The following is a 19237-nucleotide window of genomic DNA, read 5'->3' as shown; positions in this document are numbered from 1 at the left end:
GCTCGGCAGGCCCTGCGTCCAGGGTCGGCCGACATCGGTGCGGGCGCACGTCGTAAGGCAAGAAATCAAACGTGTGATCGGGCCTCCCCGCGGCGACTCCGGCAAACGCCCGCGGCGCTTCCGGATGGTTCCGGAAGCGCCGCTGCGGTGCGATGTCATCTCTGCGTCAGCGCGTCATCACGTCAGCGCGCCGCGCGTGCCTACTTGCCGGTGCCGACGGGGTCGACCTTGATGGAGGACGTGGTCTCGTCGGTGACGGGGACGTTGATGCTGACGGACAGGGACGTGGAGTGGGTCTCGTTGGGCGGGGTGACAACGAGGGTGGTGAAGGTCTCGCCGCTGCCGCCGGAGTCGTTCGGCGGGTAGTGGAGGGTGAAGCGGGTCTCCTCGTTGGGCGCCACGCTGACCTTCGGCGCGTCGAGGGTGCTGCGGGTGGCGCTGACGGTGCCGTTCTTGCTCTTGAGGTCGACGCCGGGGAAGCCCTGGAGGGTGCAGGCGGCGGAGCCGGTGTTCTTGAGGTTGACGATCAGATCGCCCTCGCCCATCCCATGGGAGCTGCTGAACGCGAGCTGGGAGGTCTTGCAGGAGCCCGAACCGCCGGAGGTGTCGCTGCCGCCGCTGGAGTCCGAGGAGCCGGCGGAATCCGAGTCCGAGGAACCCGAGGACCCCGAGGTGCCCGAGGTGCCCGAGTCGGAGGAGCCCGAGTCCGAGGCGCTGGCCGAAGCGGAGGAACTCGTGCCCTCGCCGGCGTCCGCGTTGTCCTGGCACGCGGTCAGCCCGAACGCGGCGACGGCGACCACCGCGCCGGCGGCGACCTTGCGCAGGTGACGGAGTGTGATGCGACGTGACATGTGTTCCCCTGTTGTCGTGGGCGTTTGTCCCCGTCCTGGGGCCGTGACAACAAGACTGTCCGGCCGCGCTGACGATCCGCTGCCACCCTACTAACGCGTCTCTAATGGGCTGGCAGCGCCCTGACCTCGCGAATTGAGTGAATCGAGGGGAAGGGGGAGCTACAGGTGGGTGCACCGGGGGCGTCGCCGCTGGGCCGCGCTCAGGGCCGGGGCGGCACGGGTGGTTCCAACTGTCGGTGTGCGTAGGGGAGTTACTGAGCGTCGTACTGTGTGTCTTTCTCTGTGCCTGACGGGTATGCAGAGGGCTTGTTTCCCACCGTTGTTGGGGGCTGGTGACGGGCCCACCGTCGTCACCTCTTGGACGGCCGCTGACGCGGGACTCCGGGGTGGTTTAACCGATGGCGTCAGTGGCAACCTGCTCGATGCGCGCATGCGACGTCGCTCGCGTAGGCACCGGCAGGTTGGCGAAACAGCCTCCGGTGCCGCTTTTGCATCTACATACGCCCTACGCGCTCGAAAGTGCGCTGGTGGCGTTGGTGGAGTTGGTGGCGTTGCCCATGAAGCCCTGGAAGGGGTCACCACAGGCAGGAGTACGAGCTGATGAGCACCGTCCCTGGTCACGCCCGCACCGTCGGCGCGGTCGGCCCGGCCGCCGCGCACAGGGGGAAGAGACGGAGGGGGCGCGACGCGTCGAGGCGTGAGACGCGGCTGGCGGCCGAGGTCGCTCAGCTGGCTGAGGAAACCGCTCAGCTCAGGGAGGCGATGGCGAGCCGCCCTGTGATCGACCAGGCCCGGGGCATGGTGATGGCCATGGTGCCGTGCCCGGCCGAGACGGCGTGGGAGGTGCTGGTGGAAACCTCACAGCACACCAACACCAAGCTGCGTGACGTCGCGACCCAGCTCGTGGCCACGACCGAGCGCCGCCGCCTGGCGCCGGAGGTGGAGAAGGCCATGGCGGCCGCGTTCCGCCGCCACCGTTCCGGTTCGGCGTAGTCGTAGACGGTCTCCATCCGAGACGGTCTCCGTCTGAGACGGTCTCCGTCTGAGACGCCTCCACTTGAGACTGGCCTCCGCCTGAGACGGCCTCCGCCTGAGAGAAGGATCGGTGGGCGAGAGAAAGACCGGTGGGCCGTTCGCCGTGGCGTCCGGCCCACCGGTCTCCCGGAGCGAGTGGGCAGGGGCTATGGCTCCTGCCCACTGCGCCCAGCAGCGGCTGGTTCAGCCACCGCCCTGGCCGCGTCCGCTCTCACGGCCGCCCTTCTGGCCGGCCTCCGAAGCCCGCTGCCGGTCATTCGCGAAGTTGCCACCACTCTCGTGGCCACCCCGCTGACCAGCCTCCGAAGCCCGCTGCCGATCGTTCGCGAAGTTGCCACCACTCTCGTGACCGCCCCGCTGGCCGGCCTCCGAAGCCCGCTGCGGGTCGTTCGCGAAGTTGCCACCACTCTCGTGGCCGCCCTTCTGACCGGCCTCCGAAGCCCGCTGCGGGTCGTTCGCGAAGTTGCCACCACTCTCGTGGCCACCCCGCTGACCAGCCTCCGAAGCCCGCTGCGGGTCGTTGGCGAAGTTGCCGGGATTGTCAGCCATCACTGATTCCTCCTCATTCGCGGAGTTTCGTGCTGTCCGGGGCAGCGGGTACCCGAGATCCCAGACTTAAACAGGGCACCGCCCCAGCCGGTTTGAACAGTTTGAACTCAAGGTCGCACCGGGGATTGACGGCCCGCTGAGGGGTACCCAGAGCGCCGGAAAGTGTCAGCGCAGGGAGGGACTCCGTGGACGAGCAGAACATCTTTGTGATCGGTCTGGACGAGGCCAATGTGCCCATCCTGGAGAGTGGCCCCGGTGCCCACCGGTACCGGTTCCATCGCCTGCTCACGGTCGAGGATCTACAGGGCGGCGAGGTCTCCGTGGCGGATCTCATCGCGAAGGCGGAGGGTGTTCTGGATGCCTTCGAGGGCAGCGTCGACGCCATCGTCGGCTACTGGGACTTCCCGGTGAGCACGCTCGTGCCGATTCTGAGCGAGCGCTACGGCACGCGCAGCACGAGCCTGGAGTCGGTGGTCAAGTGCGAGCACAAGTACTGGAGTCGGCTGGAGCAGCGGAAGGTGATCGATGAGCATCCGCGGTTCGGCCGGGTCGATCTGGAGGCGAGGGACCCGCGGCCGCCGGAGGGCGTCCGGTTTCCGATGTGGCTCAAGCCGGCCCTGGCGTACTCCTCGGAGCTGGCCTTCTCCGTCAAGGACGAGGAGGAGTTCCGGGCGGCGGTCGCCGAGATCCGCGACGGCATCGGCCGCGTGGGCAGGCCGTTCGACGCCATCCTCGAACGGCTGGACCTGCCGCCCGAGATGGAGGGCGTGGGCGGGCAGGTGTGTCTCGCGGAGGAGGCGCTGACCGGAGTGCAGGTCGCCGTGGAGGGATACGTCCACCACGGCGAGGTCACCGTCTACGGCGTGCTGGACTCCATCGACTACCCCGACAGCCCGTGCTTTCTGCGCCACCAGTACCCCTCCACGCTGCCCGAGCCGGTGATCCGGCGGCTGCACGACGTCTCCCGGCGGGTCATGCGGCAGATCGGCATGGACGGGGCGACGTTCAGCATCGAGTACTTCTACGACCCGGGCACGGACGAGATCAATCTGCTGGAGATCAACCCCCGGCACTCCCAGTCGCACGCCGAGCTCTTCGCCTACGTGGACGGGGTGTCCAACCACCACTGCATGCTCAGCCTGGCTCTCGGCGAGGACCCGGCCCTGCCGCACCGCGCCGGCCCCTACGACATGGCCGCCAAGTGGTACTACCGGTGGTTCGCCGACGGAGTGGTCCACGACACCCCCGTCGAGGAGGAGATCGAGCGCATCGAGCGGGAGATCCCGGGCGTACGGATCGAGGTGGTGCCCGAGGAGGGACAGCGGCTGTCGCAGATGGCGCAGCAGGACAGCTACAGCTTCGAACTGGCCCACATCTTCACCGGCGGGGACAGCGAGGCGGACCTGCGCGAGAAGTACGACCGCTGTGTCGCCGCCCTGAACCGCCTCTTCGACGCCACCGCCCCCGACGGCGGCCTGGAGGAGGCGGAGACGGACACGGAGAGGGAGAGGCAGGTCGGTTGAGCCTCGGTCGCCCCGGGCGCGGGTGGTGTGCCGGTGGCGTCCGGGGGCACCCGTGCCACCCGTCTCGCAAGAAAAGTCGCCAGGACGCCAGGACGCCAGGACGCCAGGACGCCAGGACGCCAGGAAGGAGCATGTCGGCCCTATGCGCCTCGTGAGCAATCTGCCATGTGCGACGAAGGAAGAGGAAAACGTCACGATCACCATGTCCGACGGCGTTCGCCTGTCGGCCCGCATCTGGCGTCCCACGTCCTCGGACGAGGAGCCGGTGCCGGCGGTGCTGGAGTACATCCCGTACCGCAAACGCGATCTGACTGCCGTACGCGACTCCATCCACCACCCGTACATCGCCGGCCACGGCTACGCCTGCGTCCGCGTCGACCTGCGCGGTACCGGCGAGTCGGAGGGCGTGCTGACGGACGAATACCTGGAGGGGGAGCAGAGCGACGCCGAGGAGATCCTGGCGTGGCTCGCCGAGCAGCCGTGGTGTGACGGCACCACCGGCATGATGGGCATCTCCTGGGGCGCCTTCGCCGCGCTCCAGGTGGCGGCCCGCCGGCCGCCGTCCCTGCGCGCCATCGTGATCGCCTCCTTCACCGACGACCGGTACGCCGATGACATGCACTACATGGGCGGTGCGCTGCTGTCGGACAACCTCGCCGAGGCGGGGACGATGTTCGCGTACGCCACCTGCCCGCCGGACCCGGCGGTGGTCGGCGAGCGCTGGCGCGAGATGTGGCGGGAGCGGCTGGAGAACGCCCGCCCCTGGGTGCTGGAGTGGCTGCGCCACCAGCGCCGCGACGACTACTGGCGGCACGCCTCGGTGTGCGAGGACTACCAGGCCGTACGGTGCCCGGTGCTGGCCTCCAGCGGCTGGGCGGACGGCTATTCCAACGCCGTGACCCGGCTGCTCAGCCATCTGGACGTGCCGCGCAAGGGCCTGATCGGCCCCTGGTCGCACAAGTACCCGCACCTGGGCGAGCCCGGCCCCGCCATCGGCTATCTCCAGGAGGTGGTGCGCTGGTGGGACCACTGGCTGAAGGGGGTGGACAACGGCGTCATGGACGGGCCCATGTTGCGGACCTGGATGCAGGACAGCGTGCCGCCCTCCACCGCCTACGAGGAACGGCCCGGCCGCTGGGTGGACGAGCCCCAGTGGCCCTCCCCGAACGTCGAGCCGGTCGCGCACCCGCTCACGCGCCACCGCATCGGGGAACAGAAACAGAAACAGCAACAGGAACGGCAACAGGACCCGGGCGGCACGGCGCTGACCGTTCAGTCCCCGCTGTCCGTGGGCCAGTTCGCCGGCAAGTGGGCCTCCTACAACGCGCCTCCGGACCTGCCGTACGACCAGCGGGAGGAGGACGGCGGCTCACTGGTGTTCGACACCGAACCGCTCACCGAGCGGGTGGAGATCCTCGGCTCCCCCTCCGTCGAACTGGAGCTGTCGGTCAGCGAACCGGTGGCCATGGTCGCCGCCCGGCTGTCCGACGTGGCTCCGGACGGCCGCGCCACCCGCGTCACCTACGGGCTGCTCAACCTCACCCACCGCGAGTCCATCGGCACCCCCGAACCCCTGGAGCCCGGCCGGCGCTACCGCGCCCGCGTGCACCTCAACGGCGTGGCGCAGGCGTTCCCGCCCGGCCACCGCATCCGGCTGTCGCTGTCCACGTCGTACTGGCCGCTCGCCTGGCCCCCGCCCAGGCCGGTCCTGCTGAGCGTGTACGAGGGCGCCAGCACCCTCACCCTGCCGCTGCGCCGGGCGCCGTCGGGCGAGGACGGGCCCCAGCGTCCGTTCGGCGAACCCGAGGGCGCGGCCCCCATCGCCACCACCCGGCTCACGCCTCCCGAGGAACGCTGGGACGTCAAGCGCGACCTGGTCGGCTACCGGTCCGAGCTGGAGATCGTCAAGGACGCGGGCATCCAGCGGTTCGAGGACATCGGGCTGGACGTCGGCCGCCGGGCCTACGAGCGCTACACCGCCGTCGCGGACGACTTCACCTCGGTGGGCGGCGAGTCCACCTGGACCATGCGCTTCCACCGCGACGACTGGGAGACGCGGGTGGTGACGAGCACGGTGCTGCGGTCCAGCGAGACCGAGTTCTTCATCGACGCCACGCTGGACGGCTACGAGGGCGACCGGCGGGTGTTCTCCCGCAGCTGGAACGAGACGCTGCCCCGGGACTGTCTGTAACCGCCCACCGCGACGCCCGGACGATCCGGAAGTACTCCGAAAACTTTCGCCCCGACGCGATGAAGATTGATCTTCGTAGTCGGGATTTCAGCGATCCGCGCCGAATTCGATCAACAAGAAAGGCGCATGAACAGCGGTTATTCCTCCTCAAGAGATCACTGACCACGGCAGACTTTCCGTAATCCTTGCGGAAACCGTTGACACTCCACAGGGGTGGTCCAACACTGTCGGCATCACCGGTCCTTCACGAGGAGGAAGCATGCACCGGGACAACACCCCCGCACACCCGATCAGCCGCCGAGGCTTACTCGGCCGGGCCGGCGCCTTGACGCTGGTCACCGCCGGGATGACGCTGCCCGGCATCGGAGCCGCCAACGCCGACACCACGATCACCACGAATCAGACCGGCACCAACAACGGCTTCTACTACTCGTTCTGGACCGACGGCGGTGGATCGGTCTCCATGACCCTCGCGTCCGGTGGCAGCTACCGGACCTCGTGGACCAACTGCGGGAACTTCGTCTGCGGCAAGGGCTGGAGCAACGGCGGCCGCAGGAGCGTGCAGTACTCGGGCAGCTTCAACCCGTCCGGCAACGGATATCTGGCCCTCTATGGGTGGACCTCAAATCCACTGGTGGAGTACTACATCGTCGACAACTGGGGCACATACCGGCCCACCGGCACGTACAAGGGCGCGGTCAGCAGTGACGGCGGTACGTACGACATCTACCAGACCACGCGCTACAACGCCCCCTCGGTCGAAGGCACGCGAACGTTCAACCAGTACTGGAGTGTCCGGCAGTCGAAGAAAACGGGCGGAACCATCACCACGGGCAATCACTTCGACGCATGGGCCCGCTCCGGAATGCCCCTGGGCAGTTTCGTGTACTACATGATCCTCGCCACCGAGGGATACCAGAGCAGTGGGAACTCCAGCCTCACAGTGAGCGGATGAACATCCCGCCCCTCCCGTCCCACCACCATTGAAGCCCCGGGCCGACAGCCCGGGGCTTCTTGCCGCGCAGGCCCAGCGCCCCCCGCACACAGACCCCCCGCGCAAGGTTTCCGCAAGGGTCCGGCAAGCCTTCTGTCCGCCGGGCCGGGCAGAGGACCGACGCGAGACCCAGACAAGTCCATATCGGAAATCATCCGGAATCCGCATGAGATCGAACCGGGGGGCGCCATGTCGGCGTTGAACACGATCACAGAGGCTCCGCTGGACGAGCCCCGTCAGTGGCTCACACTGGTGGGGCGCAAGAAAGTGCTGGCCGTCGTCCACACCATCACCTACGCGAAGCGACTTCTCGATGTCCTGTCGCTCCTGGCAGCCGACTTCCGGCTCCAGGTGGCGTTCACCGCACCGCCCCATGTCTTCGGGGACGAGGTGCCGCGCTTCCTCCAGGAGTTGGGCAGCCCCGTGCTGCCCTGGGCGGAGGCCACCCGCATGACCTTCGACCTCGCCGTGGCGGCCGGGCCGCGTGGGGTGGAGCAGGTGCGAGCACCGCTGATCACCATGCCGCACGGCGCCAACTACCTCAAACGCCTGTCCGGAGCGCCGGACGCGGGCGTGGCGGGGCTGCGCAGGCGCGACCTCATGCCCGGCGGCAAGCCGCCGGCCGCCGTGGTCGTGCCGCACCACGCCGATCTGCGGGAGCTGGGCCGTCACTGCCCCGAGGCGCTCCAGCTGGCGCATGTGGTGGGCGACCCCGCGCACGACCGGATCGCCGCGAGCCTGTCGCGGCGCGCCGCGTACCGCCGTGCGCTGGGCCTCGCGGACGGGGAACGGCTGGTGCTCGCCGTCTCGACCTGGGGGCCGCACTCGTTCTTCGGCCGGTTCGAGACGATGCTGCCCCGCATGATCGGGGAGCTGCCGTCCGGGCGGTACCGTACGGCCGTCCTCGTCCACCCCAACGTGTGGTCGGGCCATGGACCGTGGCAGGTCAAGGCGTGGTTGGCGTGGTGCGGTCAGCTGGGGGTCAGCGTGGTGCCGCCGGAGGCGGACTGGCGCACCATGCTGATCGCCGCCGACTACATCGTCGGCGACCACGGCTCGGTCACGCTCTACGGAACACTCACCGGAGTGCCGATCCTGCTCACCGGGTCGCCGGAGCCGGAGATCAACCCGGACTCTCCGGCCGCCACGCTCGCCGTCACCGCGCCCGCGCTGTCACCGGCCCATCCGCTCCCCGAGCAACTCGCCTACGCCGCCGCGGAATACCGCCCTGAGGAGTACGCCGCGATCGCCGCGCGCATCACCTCCGAGCCCGGCCGTTTCCACCGCAACATGCGGCGGCTGATGTACCGCCTGATGGGGCTGGGCCAGCCCGCCCACGAGCCGCGGGCACTGCCGCTGCCGGATCCGCCGTCGCTGCGGACGTGGACGTCCGATCCGTCACCGTGGGCATGCGCGTCCGGTCGTGGCGCGTCCGATCGTGGCGAGGCGTCGGCATGACCTGCCCGGCCTGGTGTTTCGTCACCGTGGAGTGGCGGGAGGAGGCTCCGCCGGAGCCCACACCGGCTCCGTCCCTGTGCCTGGGGACGGGCCGGGCGACCGGCGGAGGCGTCCTGCTGGCCCGCCCCGGACGCGCGGCCGCCCCGCGGGCGCCCGTCCTCGACGAGCATCTGACGGTGGACGCCGACGCCCGCCCCGGCACCCGCTGGCTGGACTGCGCCGACGTCCTGCGCGGAAGCCGCCCGCGTCCGGCCGCCGAGGCGGTGCGATGGCTGGCGGACGTCAGGTCCTCCCGACCAGGCTGCCGACTGGCCGCCGTGCCACTGGCCGAGGGCGGCTGGGCGGCGGCCGCCGGCACGGAGCCGGGCGTCGTCGTTCTGCCATGCGGGGTACCTGCGGAGCAATGGCTTTTCGTGTCCTGCCTGCACGCCTGGCTGGTGGCGGGGCTCCCGCTGAGCGGGCTGCTGGAAGGACTGGAGGAACTGGACGGGCCCGAGGCGCTGAAGGGTTCGGACGCACTGGAGGGACCGGTGGCGCTGAAGGGTCCGGACGCGCTGATGGGTCCGGACACGCTGGCGGAACCACCAGCACTGAAGGGTCCGGACGCACTGGCGGGACCAGCAGCACTGAAGAGCCCGGCGGCGCTGAAGAGCCCGGCCCGCTGGCGGGACCAGCAGCACTGAAGAGCCCGGACGCACTGGCGGGACCAGCAGCACTGATGGACCCGACGGCGCTGAAGAGCCCGGCCCGCTGGCGGGACCAGCAGCGCTGAAGGGCCCGGAAGCGCTGAAGAGCCCGGCGGCGCTGAAGAGCCCGGAAGGGCTCGCGGGACCGGCGTCCCTGAAGGGTCCGGCCGCGCGCCCGCGGGTCAGGTTCCGGCCGGCGCGTCCCTGAGCCGCCGTGCGTCGGAGGGGCTGGTGACCTCGAACAGCGCGAGCGCCCGAGCGCGGAAGTCGCGTGCCGCCGCGTCGTCCCCGCGTTCCCGCGCGCTGTCCGAGAGCATTTCGAGGGCACGGGCCTGCCAGTGAGCGGCGCCGGAGGAGGCGAACACCGCGAGCGCCTCCTCCATCGCCGCCACCCCCGCCGTGTGCTCGCCGGCGCGCGCACGGGCACGGCCCAGGAAGACCAGGGCGCGGGCGGCGTCATGGGGGTCCCGTACGGCCAGGAGGCCGGCCCGAGCCTGTGTGAAGTACTCGATGGCCAGGCCGGGATCGTCCTGGGCGAGTGCGATCTCGCCGAGGACGATCCTGGTGAGGGCCACACCGCGCGGATATCCGCACGAGCCCCACAGGTCGATGGCCTGATGGAGGTACGGGACGGCCTGGGCCGTCCGCCCGGCCGTGCGGTGACAGGTCCCCAGGCCCAGGAGCGCCTGCCCCTGGTCCCGTACATCGCCCGCCTCGCGCGCCGCCCGGAGGGACCGCGCATACCACTCGGCCGCCTCGTCGACGCGGTCGGCGGCGCTCAGCCCGATGGCACCGGAATTGAGCATCTGGCGCTCGGCCTCGGTGTTCCCGTCTCCGCGCGCCGCCTCCAGGCCGAGCTCATGGGCCTCGATCCACAGGTCGTAGTAGCGCAGCCGGAGGAAGAGCGGCCACATGGCGTCCACCAACTGCCAGGCCATGGCGTGCCATGCGCGGGCGGCGGCGGCACGGACCACCGCCATCAGGTTCGTCCGGTGGGCATCGAGCCAGTCGAGCGCGCTCGGGTCGTCGGTGAACGGCACGGGCAGCCCGGACGGGTGGACCACATCCCTGGGGAGGGCGAACTGTGCGGGCGTGAGCCGTTTCTCGGCTTCGGTGGCGGTCTCCAGATACCAGTCGCAGACCCGCCGCAGGGCCTCCTCACGGGCCTCGGGGCTGTCCTCCGCGGCGGCCGCGCCCCGGGCGTGGATCTGGACCAGGTCGTGGAACCGGCAGGTGTCCGGACCGATGTCCTCCATCAGGCTGGCCTCGACGAGCTCGTCCAGCCGGGCTTCGGCCCACGCCAGGGATTCGGCGCAGGCCGCGGCGGCGACTCGCGCGTCGAAGGTCCGCAAGGGCAGTGGTCCGAGTCTGCGGTACAGGAGGGCGGCGCCCTCGCTCAATACCGTGTACGACGCGTCCAGCGCGTTCCGCACCGTGGCCTCCCCCTCCACTTCCAGCGCGGTCAGACGCTCCGTGTCCCGGTTGAGAGCGTCCGCCAGCGTCTTGACGGACTGTCGTGGCCTGGACGCCAGGCGCGCGGAGGCGACGCAGACGGCGAGCGGCAGTCCCGCGCACAGCGCGACGACCTGGCGCGCGGCGTGGGGCTCCTTCGCGACGCGGTCGTCACCGATCGCACGGCTGAGCAGCTCGGCCCCGGCGGCCGGTGCCAGCGCGTGCAGGTGGTGCATCGCCGCTCCGTCCATGCGGAGGCCGGTCAGCCTGCGGCGGCTGGTCACCACCGTGAGGCCACCCGGGCCCGCGTGCAGCAGCGGACGGACCTGCGCGGCCGTGAACGCGTTGTCCAACATCACCGCGATCCGGGCCTCAGCGGTCCAAGACCGCCACAACGATGCCTTTTCGGCCATATCGGCGGGTACCGAACCGGCACCGAGCGCCCGCAGGAACTGGCTCAGAATCTCGCCGGGGCTCGCCGGGCCGCCGGCCGAGTGCCCCCGCAGGTCGGCGTAGAGCTGCCCGTCGGGGAACTCGGACGCGAGCGAGTGCAGCCACTTGCCCGCCAATGTCGTCTTGCCGACACCGGCCGGGCCGCTGACCACGATCAGGGTGCGGGACGGCCGGTCCCGCTCCCGTCCGGTGAACAGCGCGTCCAGCGCCGCGAGATCCTGGCGACGGCCGGTGAAGTGGGCGGGCACCGGCAGGAGCTGCCGGGGCGGTGGCATCGCGGTGGCCGCCTCGGTGTGCACATGGATGCCGCCGTGCACATCGCGCGCCTGCACGGCTGCGCCATAGATCCGGGCCTGGCCGCCGACCGTGTTGTTATGGGCGTCCTCCGGTGCCTGGCCCATCCGTCCGCCCCCCCGGTCAGTCGGTCGCCGCTTGAGTGGATCAGTCCGGTCCTACCCTGAACCGGGCTTCGGCGATGCACCCGGAAAGACCCGAGGACGTGATTCGGCCAGTGCGTCGGACGCGGCGTATAGCGACTCTCCACCGCCCCGTGCCATGCTCGCTGAGAAGGGACCGACCAGCGGGAGGGCGCTGGTGGACATCCACTTACTGGGGCCGGTGGAGCTTCGGCTGGCAGACCGGCGGCTGACGCTCGGATCGGACAAGGAGCGGGCCGTACTCGCCGCTCTGGCGCTGGAGGCGGGCCGCCCCGTCTCCATGGACACGCTCACGGACCGGCTCTGGGACGGCAAGGCTCCACCGCGCGCCCGGGAGAACACGCACACGTACATCTCGCGGGTACGGAAACACCTGCGCCTCGCCGGTACGGGTCCGGGCGCCCCGCGCATCACCAGCCGGGCCCACACCTATGCGCTGGAGGCCGACCCCGAGTCGATCGACCTGAACCGCTTCCAGCACCTGACCGATCTGGCGGGAGCGGTGACGACAGACGGCGACGACGAGAGGATCGTGGACCTGCTCACCCGCGCCGAGCGCCTCTGGCAAGGGGAGGCCCTCGCCGGACTTCCCGGCACCTGGGCCGGGACCGTGCGCGAGACGCTCGCCGAGCGCCGTCTCCACGCCACCGTCTCCCGCATCGCCGCCCTGCACCGGCTCGGCCGTTTCGCGGACTCGGTCGGTGAGCTGTCGGCCCTGGTCCGCCACCGCCCCGAGGACGAGACGCTGGCGGGACTGCTGATGCTGGCGTACTACGGCAGCGGGAGGTACACCGACGCGCTGCGGGTGTACCAGCAAGCCCGGCGGCTGCTGATGTCGGAGTTCGGCTCGCACCCGGGCGCCGAACTGGACCGGATACATCGCGGTGTCCTCGACAGGGCACCGGTGGCCGGACTCGTCGGAACCGCCGGGGATCGCGCTGCCGACGGGGTCGCTGGCAAGGATCGGGCCGCTGACGGGGCGACCACGGGAGACCGGGCGGCCACCGGGGAGAGGGCCTCCATCGAGGAGGAGGCGACCGCCGGAGAGGGAGCGTCTTCCGCGCCCCCTCCCGGGCCCCACCCCGCCGCCCAGCCCCCTCCGCCACGGAACCTGCCGTACCAGCCCCCGCTCGTCGGCAGGCGCTCCGAGCTCGACGTCCTGATGGCCGCCATCAGCGCCGAGTCGCACGAGGGGCCGGTGCTGACGCTGGAGACGGTCAGCGGCATGGCGGGTGTCGGTAAGACGGCGGTCGCCGTCCACACGGCCCGTACGCTCGCGCCCAGGTACCCGGACGGGCAGGTGTTCCTCGATCTGAGGGGCCACTCACCGGCCCAGGAACCGCTGGATCCGAGCGCGGCCCTCGCGATGCTCCTGCGGCTGTTCGGCGCGCCCGCCGGCACGATACCCGTCCGGATGGACGAGTTGATCGCCCAGTGGCGGACCACCATCGCCGACCGCCGAGCCGTGATCGTGCTGGACGACGCGGCCGGCCCCGATCAGGTGTCACCGCTCCTGCCCGGCAACTCGCCGTCCCTGACCATCGTCACCAGCCGCCGCCATCTGACCGGGCTCCCCCATGCGGTTCCGCTTCCCCTGGACGTCCTGCCGACCGATGACGCGATCAGCCTCTTCCGTAGTTTCGCGGGTGCGGCACGGACCCAGGACATCACGGAGACCACCCGCATCGTGCGGCTGTGCGGGCATTTGCCGCTCGCCATCGAACTCGTGGCCAATCGGTTCCGGTCCCGCCCCTCCTGGAGCCTGACCACCCTGGGCGAGCGGCTGGCGCGCGGCCCCGGCCCCCTGGGGGAGATCCGCAACGCCGACGGGGAGATGGTGCGCGCCTTCGCCCTGAGCTATCGGGCCCTCGACACCGCGCAACGCACGACGTTCCGCCGCCTGGGACTGCACCCGGGGCCCGACTTCACCGCTGAATCGGCCGCCGCGCTGCTCGATCTTCCCCCGAAGGACACCGAACGTCTGATCGAGTCGTTATTGGAGTGCCATCTCCTTCGGGAACCGACCCCGGAACGCTACCGCTACCACGACCTTTTGGGCGAATACGCCCGGATGCTCTCCCTTGCGGAAGACAGCGAGCAGGAGCGCGCAGCGGCCCTGGAGCGACTCGTCGCCTTCTACCTGCTGGGCGCGGAGCAGGCCAATCGCCTGGCGTATCCGCGCAGGATCAGGCTCCCCGGTGACGACACCGACCGGCCCCCGGCCCCCTCCGCCCCTCGGAACGCCGACGAGGCCCGCGCCTGGTTCGCCGCCGAACGCGGCAACCTCCTGGCCGCCGAGCGCCACGCCCGCGTGCACGGCTCCCCGCGCTCCGCGGCCCTTCTCGCCCACGCCCTGGCCGGTTTCCTGGACGCCGAGTGTCACTGGCGGGACGCCGCCGACATCCTCGAGCACGCCGCCGGACACTGGGCACGCACCGGCGACCAACAGGCTCTGAGCCACGCGCTGCTCTGCCTCAGCTCCAACCACGCCAATACGGGCCGCTACGCACAAGCCGTGGAGGCGGGCGAACGGGCTCTGGAGATCGCACGGGCCACGGGCCACCACGAGGCGGAGGCGGAGGGCTATCGGATTCTGGGAGTGCTGCGCTGGCACCTGGGCGAGAACGAAACGGCCGTGGCACTGCACCGGAAAGCGCTCGCGATCGCGATGACGACGGGGAGCGTCTGGGACCAGGCCAAGTGCCGCAACAACATCGCCATCTCCCTGCTCGCTCTCGGAGAACTGGATCGCGCGCGCGACCACTTCCAGAACGCGATATCCGGTTTCCGATCCGCAGGTGACCAGTCGGGCCTTATCAGGACGCTCAATAATCTGGGCGACCTGTTCGCACGCAAAGGAGACTACGCACAGGCCCGGAAGACCTTCGAGGAATTGCTCCCCCTGACCGAGTCCACGGGAAATCTCTACGCCCAGGCGATGGTGCGCACCAATTTGGCCGCGAATCTCGCCGAAACCGGCGAAAGCGGCCGCGCCCTGGCATTGCATCAACAGGCCTTGGTGGATTTTCGCCTGCTGGGCGACAGAAAGAGTCAGGCGACAGCATACAACGGGCTCGGGGAAGCGCACTTGAAGCAGCACTCCGTCGAGGCATCCGTGGAGAACCATCTGAAGGCGCTCGACATCGCCCGCGACATCGGAACGACCCAGGAGATCACACGCGCGCTGCGCGGCCTCGGAAAGTCCGAACTCGCCGGTGGCCGGCTCGATGACGCGGCCGAGCACTTGGCGGCGGCCGTAGCGACCGCGGCGAGGGTCAACGCCCTCGACGAGAAGGCGAGGGCGGAAGCGATCCTCGCCGAGGTACGACTGGCGACGGGGGATACGGCGGCTGCCAGGGACCTGCTGGAGAGAGCACTCTCCGCGCTCTGTGCATGGGACGAACAGGAAACGAGCAGACTGCACATACTCCTGAGCAGAATCGACCGAGAAGGCACAGGCCGAGCGACCACCGAGTAACTTACTATCGAATCGCTTGGCGGCCTGTACACATCAAGTGACTCGCACATCTGTCTATCGATTTCGCGTTTGCCTGTGGACATCAAGAACGCTAGCCTCAGCGCTGTTCGATCTTCACTTGCACCACCACCAGCACAAGCGCGAGGACCAGTGCACATAAATAAGCCCCTTATCGGCTTGCTCATGGCAGGAACGTTTCTTGTAGGCGCTTACGTCGCCTTCGCCTGCATGCCGACCTTGCACATCCCATCAGGGAATTCTGGCGCCGGAGGCGGCACTCAAACCGCCGCACCCGCTACCTGACGGGCGTCCGCCCCAGCGGACCAGGATCGCTGGCCCGTCACGAGCATCAGGCCCAGGTCACCGACCTGGGCCTTGCCGTTGCCGAAAACCCCGCGCCGCGGTGGCGGCCGCGTCGTTAGGATCCGGCGCATGGCCACAGCCGATCATGCAGCCGTCAATGTCCTTACGGGCTACCGGCCGAAGACCACCGCGGAATGCGTCGCTGTGCAGCGGGTGCGCGCCCTCATGGAGGGTGAGCCCGGCAGCCCCTGGCACCGGTCGAGCCCCCTCCACATCACCGCCTCCGCGCTGATCGTGCACCCCGACAGCGGCCGTGTGCTGTTGCGTTGGCACCAGCGTCATCAGTCGTGGCTGCTGGTCGGCGGGCATGCCGACCCGGGGGAGCACGATCCGCTGGCCATCGCCCTGCGGGAGGGGCGGGAGGAGACGGGGCTGCCCGACCTGGCGCCGTGGCCGGACGCGGAGGTACGGCACCTGGTGATCGTGCCGGTCCCCGCGAACAGCCGGGAGCCGGCGCATGAACACGCCGACATCCGCTTCGTGCTGGCCACCAGCGCTCCCGAGGCGGTACGGCCGGAGAACCCGGACGCGCCGCTGCGCTGGCTGACGCCGGACGAGGCGCGGATGGCGATCACCGAGGCCAACATCCTGGACACCCTGTCCCGGGTGGAGCCCCTGCTCGTGCGCTGACCTCGGCAGTCCTGGTCCTGGGTGGTCCCGGGGGCCTGGGTCCCAGTGGTCCCGGGTGGTCCCCAGTGGTCCCGGGTCATGCCTCCAGGTCGCATGCCTGGGCGACGGCGAGGCTGTCCTCGTACACGTGGTGCCGGGTGACGAGGCCGTTCGCGAACGTCAGATGCAGGGCGAACCGCGCACGATAGGCGCGTCCGGTGGACCGGGCGGTCTGGCGGATCTCGCCCAGCACGACCGCGTCGTCGCCGTCGGCCAGGACGCGCTCGATCTCGGTGGCCGCCTGCTCGGGCACATGGTGGCGGGCCAGCTCCCGGAAGTGGGCGGCCACGTCCGCGCGGGTGGACCGGTGGCGGATCCACGGGGTGGCGGCGCGGCCGTGCTCGGCCTCCGGCCAGTCCAGCTTCCAGTCGACGCGCTCCGCGTACCGTTCGGCGATGCGCTCGGGGTCGCCCTCACCGATGCGGCGCAGCAGCTCCGCCACCAAGGTGCGGGTCGTCGTGGGTGCGGCCAAGGACATGGTGATCCCTCCGATCGGAAGCCTCGCGCTTGCGGGCAGCGAAGCGAAGCGATCACCATGCTGTCCGAGGTGGCGGCTCAGCGCGATGACGTGGCAGGTAATGTCCCGGGCTCAGCTCTTCACGATGCCCGCGGCGCGAGCGGCGGTCAGCCACTGGGGGAATTCGTGGAGCAGCTGGTCGTAGAGGTCCGCGTCGGACAGGGTCTTCGGTGACCGCCCGGCGGCGAAGAACCCGGCGTTGTCGATCACGCGTCGGTCCGGCACCGGCAGGTCGTCGAGCCTGCGCAGAAAGCGGAACTCATCGTCGCCGAACCCGACGAACTGCCAGAAGATGGGCAACTTCGCGGCCGTGCACAGCACATGTTCCGCGGCCGCCTTGGAGGTGGGGGAACCGTCGGTCTGGAAGACCACGAACGCCGGGTCCTGCGAGCCGCAGGACGCGTAGTGGTCGATGACGGCCTGCATGGCCACGTGGTAGTTGGTGCGGCCCATGTGTCCCATCGAGTCGTGCAGGGGGCCGATCCGGTCCCGATAGGCGTCGAGGCCGAGTTCGGCGGTTCCGTCGATGTCGGTGGAGAAGAAGACGACCGGCACCACCCCGTCGTCGTCGAAGTGGGCGGCGAGGGCGAGAGTCTGCTCGGCCAGGTGCTGCACGGTGCCGTCACGGTAGTACCGGCGCATACTCCCGGAGCGGTCCAGGACCAGGTACACGGCGGCTCGTTGCCCGCCGACCTGGTGCTTGGCCAATGAGACGGCGGCCGTCTTGTAGAGGCTGACCAGCGCGGGAGCCCTGGTGCTGACCTTCTCCAGGCTGATCGCGGGGGCGGGCGCCTTGGCCGGCTTGCGGTAGTCGATCCCAGGGGTCGCGGGGCGCTTGCGGTAGTCGATGGCCATGCGCAGTGATTGTCCTCCAGCCGAGCGGGCCGGAGCACGCCTAGAGCCAGAGCGAGATGGCCAGGCCGAAGCCGCCGAGGGCGATGGCGATCCGCAGCGGGGTCTCGGGCAGGCGGCGGACGATCAGGGGGCCGAGCCAGCTGCCGAGGAGGGCGCCGAGGCCGAGGGAGACGGCGGCGGACCAGTTCACCGGCGCGACGACGACATAGGCGACCGATGCCGTCAGATTGGCCGCGCCGGTGGCGATGTTCTTGACGGCGTTGGTGACCGGGAGGGGTTCGGCGGCGGACAGCGAGAGCACCGCCAGCATCAGGACGCCCGAGGCCGCGCCGAAGTAGCCGCCGTACAGGCCGACCAGCAGGACCGCGCAGGCCAGCGGGACGGTGGGCCGGGCGGTGTCGGCGACGGGGTGTGAGCGGGAGGCCATGAGCCGGCGGAGCGGATCGCGGACCAGGATCAGCACCGAGCCGAGGGCGATCAGCCACGGTACGACGGCTTCGAAGGCCGAGGACGGGGTTCCCAGCAGCAGGGCGGCCCCGACCGCGCCGCCCAGCGCCGCGATGACGCCCAGCCGGAGGAGCCGGTCGCGCTGACCGCGGAGCTCGGCGCGGGACCCGGCCGCGGTGCCGACGGTGTTGGAGAACAGCGCCACCGTGTTGGTCACATTGGCCGCCACCGGCGGCAGGCCGACCGCGAGCAGCGCCGGATAGCTGAACAACGAGGCCAGCCCGGCGATCGAACCGGCGAGCCCGGAGGCCACTCCGGCCGACACCAGCAGCGCCGCGGAGCCGATCCCCATCCGTTCCCCACCCCTGTGCCTGTGCTCTGTGTGCGGGTGCGCGCTGGTGTGCGCCGCCGTGCACCGCGTCGGCGGCACCGCTTCATCCTCCAGGGGGGCTGTCCCGTATGCAAGACAGTGTTCATATAGAGGGACGCCTCACCAGGACAGCGCGTCCTGCACATCCGCCTGCCAGTACGTGACCTGAGCGTCGCTGTCGACGAAGACCGAGCCGCCGGGCAGTTCGACGTTGGTGGGGTTCTCGTTCCCGTCGATGAACACGTCGAGCGAGTCGGCCGTGCCGCCCTCCGCGCCCGAGCCGTCCGCCGCGGAGGTGGTGAGGCCCGCGTACGCACTCTCGCCCGGGGCGAGGACGACGACCGACTGCGGCTTGCTGTCCTCGTACGCCGGGGTGGCGGCCTGCGCGTCGGCGCCGAACTTCAGGCTGGGGTAGCCGACGAGCTTGCAGGCCGCACCGGCCCCGTTGGTCGCCTTGAGCAGCAGGTGGTTGACGGGGCTCTTGACCTCCTGGAGGGAGAGCGGCGTCTTGTTGATGTCGCAGTCGCCGATCGGGCCGGTCCGAGAGCCACCGGTGGGGTTCTGGTCCGGCGTCTCGGCGTCCTTGACGCCCGTGGTGTCCTCCTCACCCCCGGCGCCGCCGGTGCCCTTGTTGGCGCCCAGGTCCGTGCCCTGCTCGGTGCTCCGGCCGTCCTTGGTGTCCGTGCCCCGCTCGGTGCCCGCGTCCTGGCCGCCCGAGGACGCGGCCTTGGCCGACGCCGACGTTTCCGCCTTGCCCGCGCTGCCCGCGGTGCCGGAGCCCCCGTCCCCGCCGCACGCCGCGGTCAGGCTCAGCGCGGCGACGGCCAGCATCGAGGCGGCGATCGTACGGACGGTGCGCCCGCGGCGGTAAGCGGTGACGTGCATGGCGGGATTCCCTCGGTCGGCGGT

15 protein-coding genes are annotated in these 19237 nt (G+C 70.4%); 8 read left to right on the top strand and 7 right to left on the bottom strand.

Going from position 1 to position 19237, the window contains the following annotated elements; translation table 11 throughout:
- Positions 1–200: 200 nt before the first annotated feature.
- Entirely contained in the window at positions 201–851 is a 651-nt protein-coding gene (locus tag PS467_RS21960) for a DUF4232 domain-containing protein (protein WP_311036701.1), read from the bottom strand.
- 600 nt (positions 852–1451) lie between these two features.
- On the opposite strand from PS467_RS21960, the gene PS467_RS21955 reads away from it, so the two are divergent.
- Positions 1452–1844, top strand: a complete 393-nt coding sequence (locus tag PS467_RS21955; protein WP_311036700.1) for an ANTAR domain-containing protein — start codon at positions 1452–1454, stop codon at positions 1842–1844.
- Between the two features lie 225 nt (positions 1845–2069).
- Here the strand turns inward: PS467_RS21955 and PS467_RS41935 are convergent, their stop codons facing one another.
- Positions 2070–2435, bottom strand: coding sequence for a con-10 family general stress protein (locus tag PS467_RS41935; protein ID WP_349256469.1), 366 nt, complete (start codon positions 2433–2435; stop codon positions 2070–2072).
- 185 nt (positions 2436–2620) lie between these two features.
- Between PS467_RS41935 and PS467_RS21940 the strand changes: the two genes are divergently transcribed.
- The 5 genes from PS467_RS21940 (at position 2621) to PS467_RS21920 (ending at position 9284) form a co-directional block, all read left to right on the top strand.
- Positions 2621–3958 carry an ATP-grasp domain-containing protein gene (locus PS467_RS21940; RefSeq protein ID WP_311036699.1) on the top strand — a complete coding sequence of 446 codons (1338 nt, stop codon included), beginning with the start codon at positions 2621–2623 and terminating at the stop codon, positions 3956–3958.
- Between the two features lie 142 nt (positions 3959–4100).
- Positions 4101–6149: a CocE/NonD family hydrolase gene (locus PS467_RS21935; RefSeq protein WP_311036698.1), complete on the top strand. Its 2049-nt coding sequence runs from the start codon at positions 4101–4103 to the stop codon at positions 6147–6149.
- Between the two features lie 259 nt (positions 6150–6408).
- Positions 6409–7104 (top strand): endo-1,4-beta-xylanase XynA, encoded by a 696-nt coding sequence (xynA, locus tag PS467_RS21930; RefSeq protein WP_311036697.1) that lies wholly within the window; start codon positions 6409–6411, stop codon positions 7102–7104.
- A gap of 228 nt (positions 7105–7332) precedes the next feature.
- Entirely contained in the window at positions 7333–8601 is a 1269-nt protein-coding gene (locus tag PS467_RS21925) for a hypothetical protein (RefSeq protein WP_311036696.1), read from the top strand.
- Entirely contained in the window at positions 8598–9284 is a 687-nt protein-coding gene (locus tag PS467_RS21920; protein ID WP_311036695.1) for a hypothetical protein, read from the top strand. The genes PS467_RS21925 and PS467_RS21920 overlap by 4 nt, the downstream gene beginning before the upstream one ends.
- 185 nt (positions 9285–9469) lie before the next feature.
- On the opposite strand, the gene PS467_RS21915 is transcribed toward PS467_RS21920, so the two are convergent.
- The gene (locus tag PS467_RS21915) at positions 9470–11593 is read right to left on the bottom strand and encodes a tetratricopeptide repeat protein (protein ID WP_311036694.1); all 2124 of its coding nucleotides are present in this window, start codon (positions 11591–11593) and stop codon (positions 9470–9472) included.
- 193 nt (positions 11594–11786) lie between these two features.
- Here PS467_RS21915 and PS467_RS21910 point away from each other — a divergent pair, with 193 nt between their 5' ends.
- Together PS467_RS21910 and PS467_RS21905 are read left to right on the top strand one after the other, a co-directional pair.
- A complete protein-coding gene (locus PS467_RS21910) occupies positions 11787–15107 on the top strand; it encodes an AfsR/SARP family transcriptional regulator (RefSeq protein WP_311036693.1) in 3321 nt (1106 codons plus the stop codon).
- A gap of 432 nt (positions 15108–15539) precedes the next feature.
- A complete protein-coding gene (locus PS467_RS21905) occupies positions 15540–16100 on the top strand; it encodes an NUDIX hydrolase (protein ID WP_311036692.1) in 561 nt (186 codons plus the stop codon).
- A 76-nt stretch (positions 16101–16176) separates the two neighbouring features.
- On the opposite strand, the gene PS467_RS21900 is transcribed toward PS467_RS21905, so the two are convergent.
- The 4 genes from PS467_RS21900 to PS467_RS21885 form a co-directional block, all read right to left on the bottom strand.
- On the bottom strand, positions 16177–16617 hold the full coding sequence (locus tag PS467_RS21900) for a nuclear transport factor 2 family protein (RefSeq protein ID WP_311036691.1): 441 nt from the start codon (positions 16615–16617) through the stop codon (positions 16177–16179).
- Positions 16618–16728: 111 nt separating this feature from the next.
- Positions 16729–17511, bottom strand: a complete 783-nt coding sequence (locus PS467_RS21895) for a vWA domain-containing protein (protein WP_311036690.1) — start codon at positions 17509–17511, stop codon at positions 16729–16731.
- A 40-nt stretch (positions 17512–17551) separates the two neighbouring features.
- Positions 17552–18310, bottom strand: a complete 759-nt coding sequence (locus PS467_RS21890; RefSeq protein WP_311036689.1) for a sulfite exporter TauE/SafE family protein — start codon at positions 18308–18310, stop codon at positions 17552–17554.
- A 138-nt stretch (positions 18311–18448) separates the two neighbouring features.
- Positions 18449–19213: a DUF4232 domain-containing protein gene (locus PS467_RS21885; RefSeq protein WP_311036688.1), complete on the bottom strand. Its 765-nt coding sequence runs from the start codon at positions 19211–19213 to the stop codon at positions 18449–18451.
- Between the last annotated feature and the right edge of the window lie 24 nt (positions 19214–19237).

The sequence above is a fragment of the Streptomyces luomodiensis genome (assembly GCF_031679605.1).
GTDB classification, from domain to species: Bacteria; Actinomycetota; Actinomycetes; order Streptomycetales; family Streptomycetaceae; genus Streptomyces; species Streptomyces luomodiensis.
This window is presented reverse-complemented; position numbering and strand designations above follow the sequence as displayed.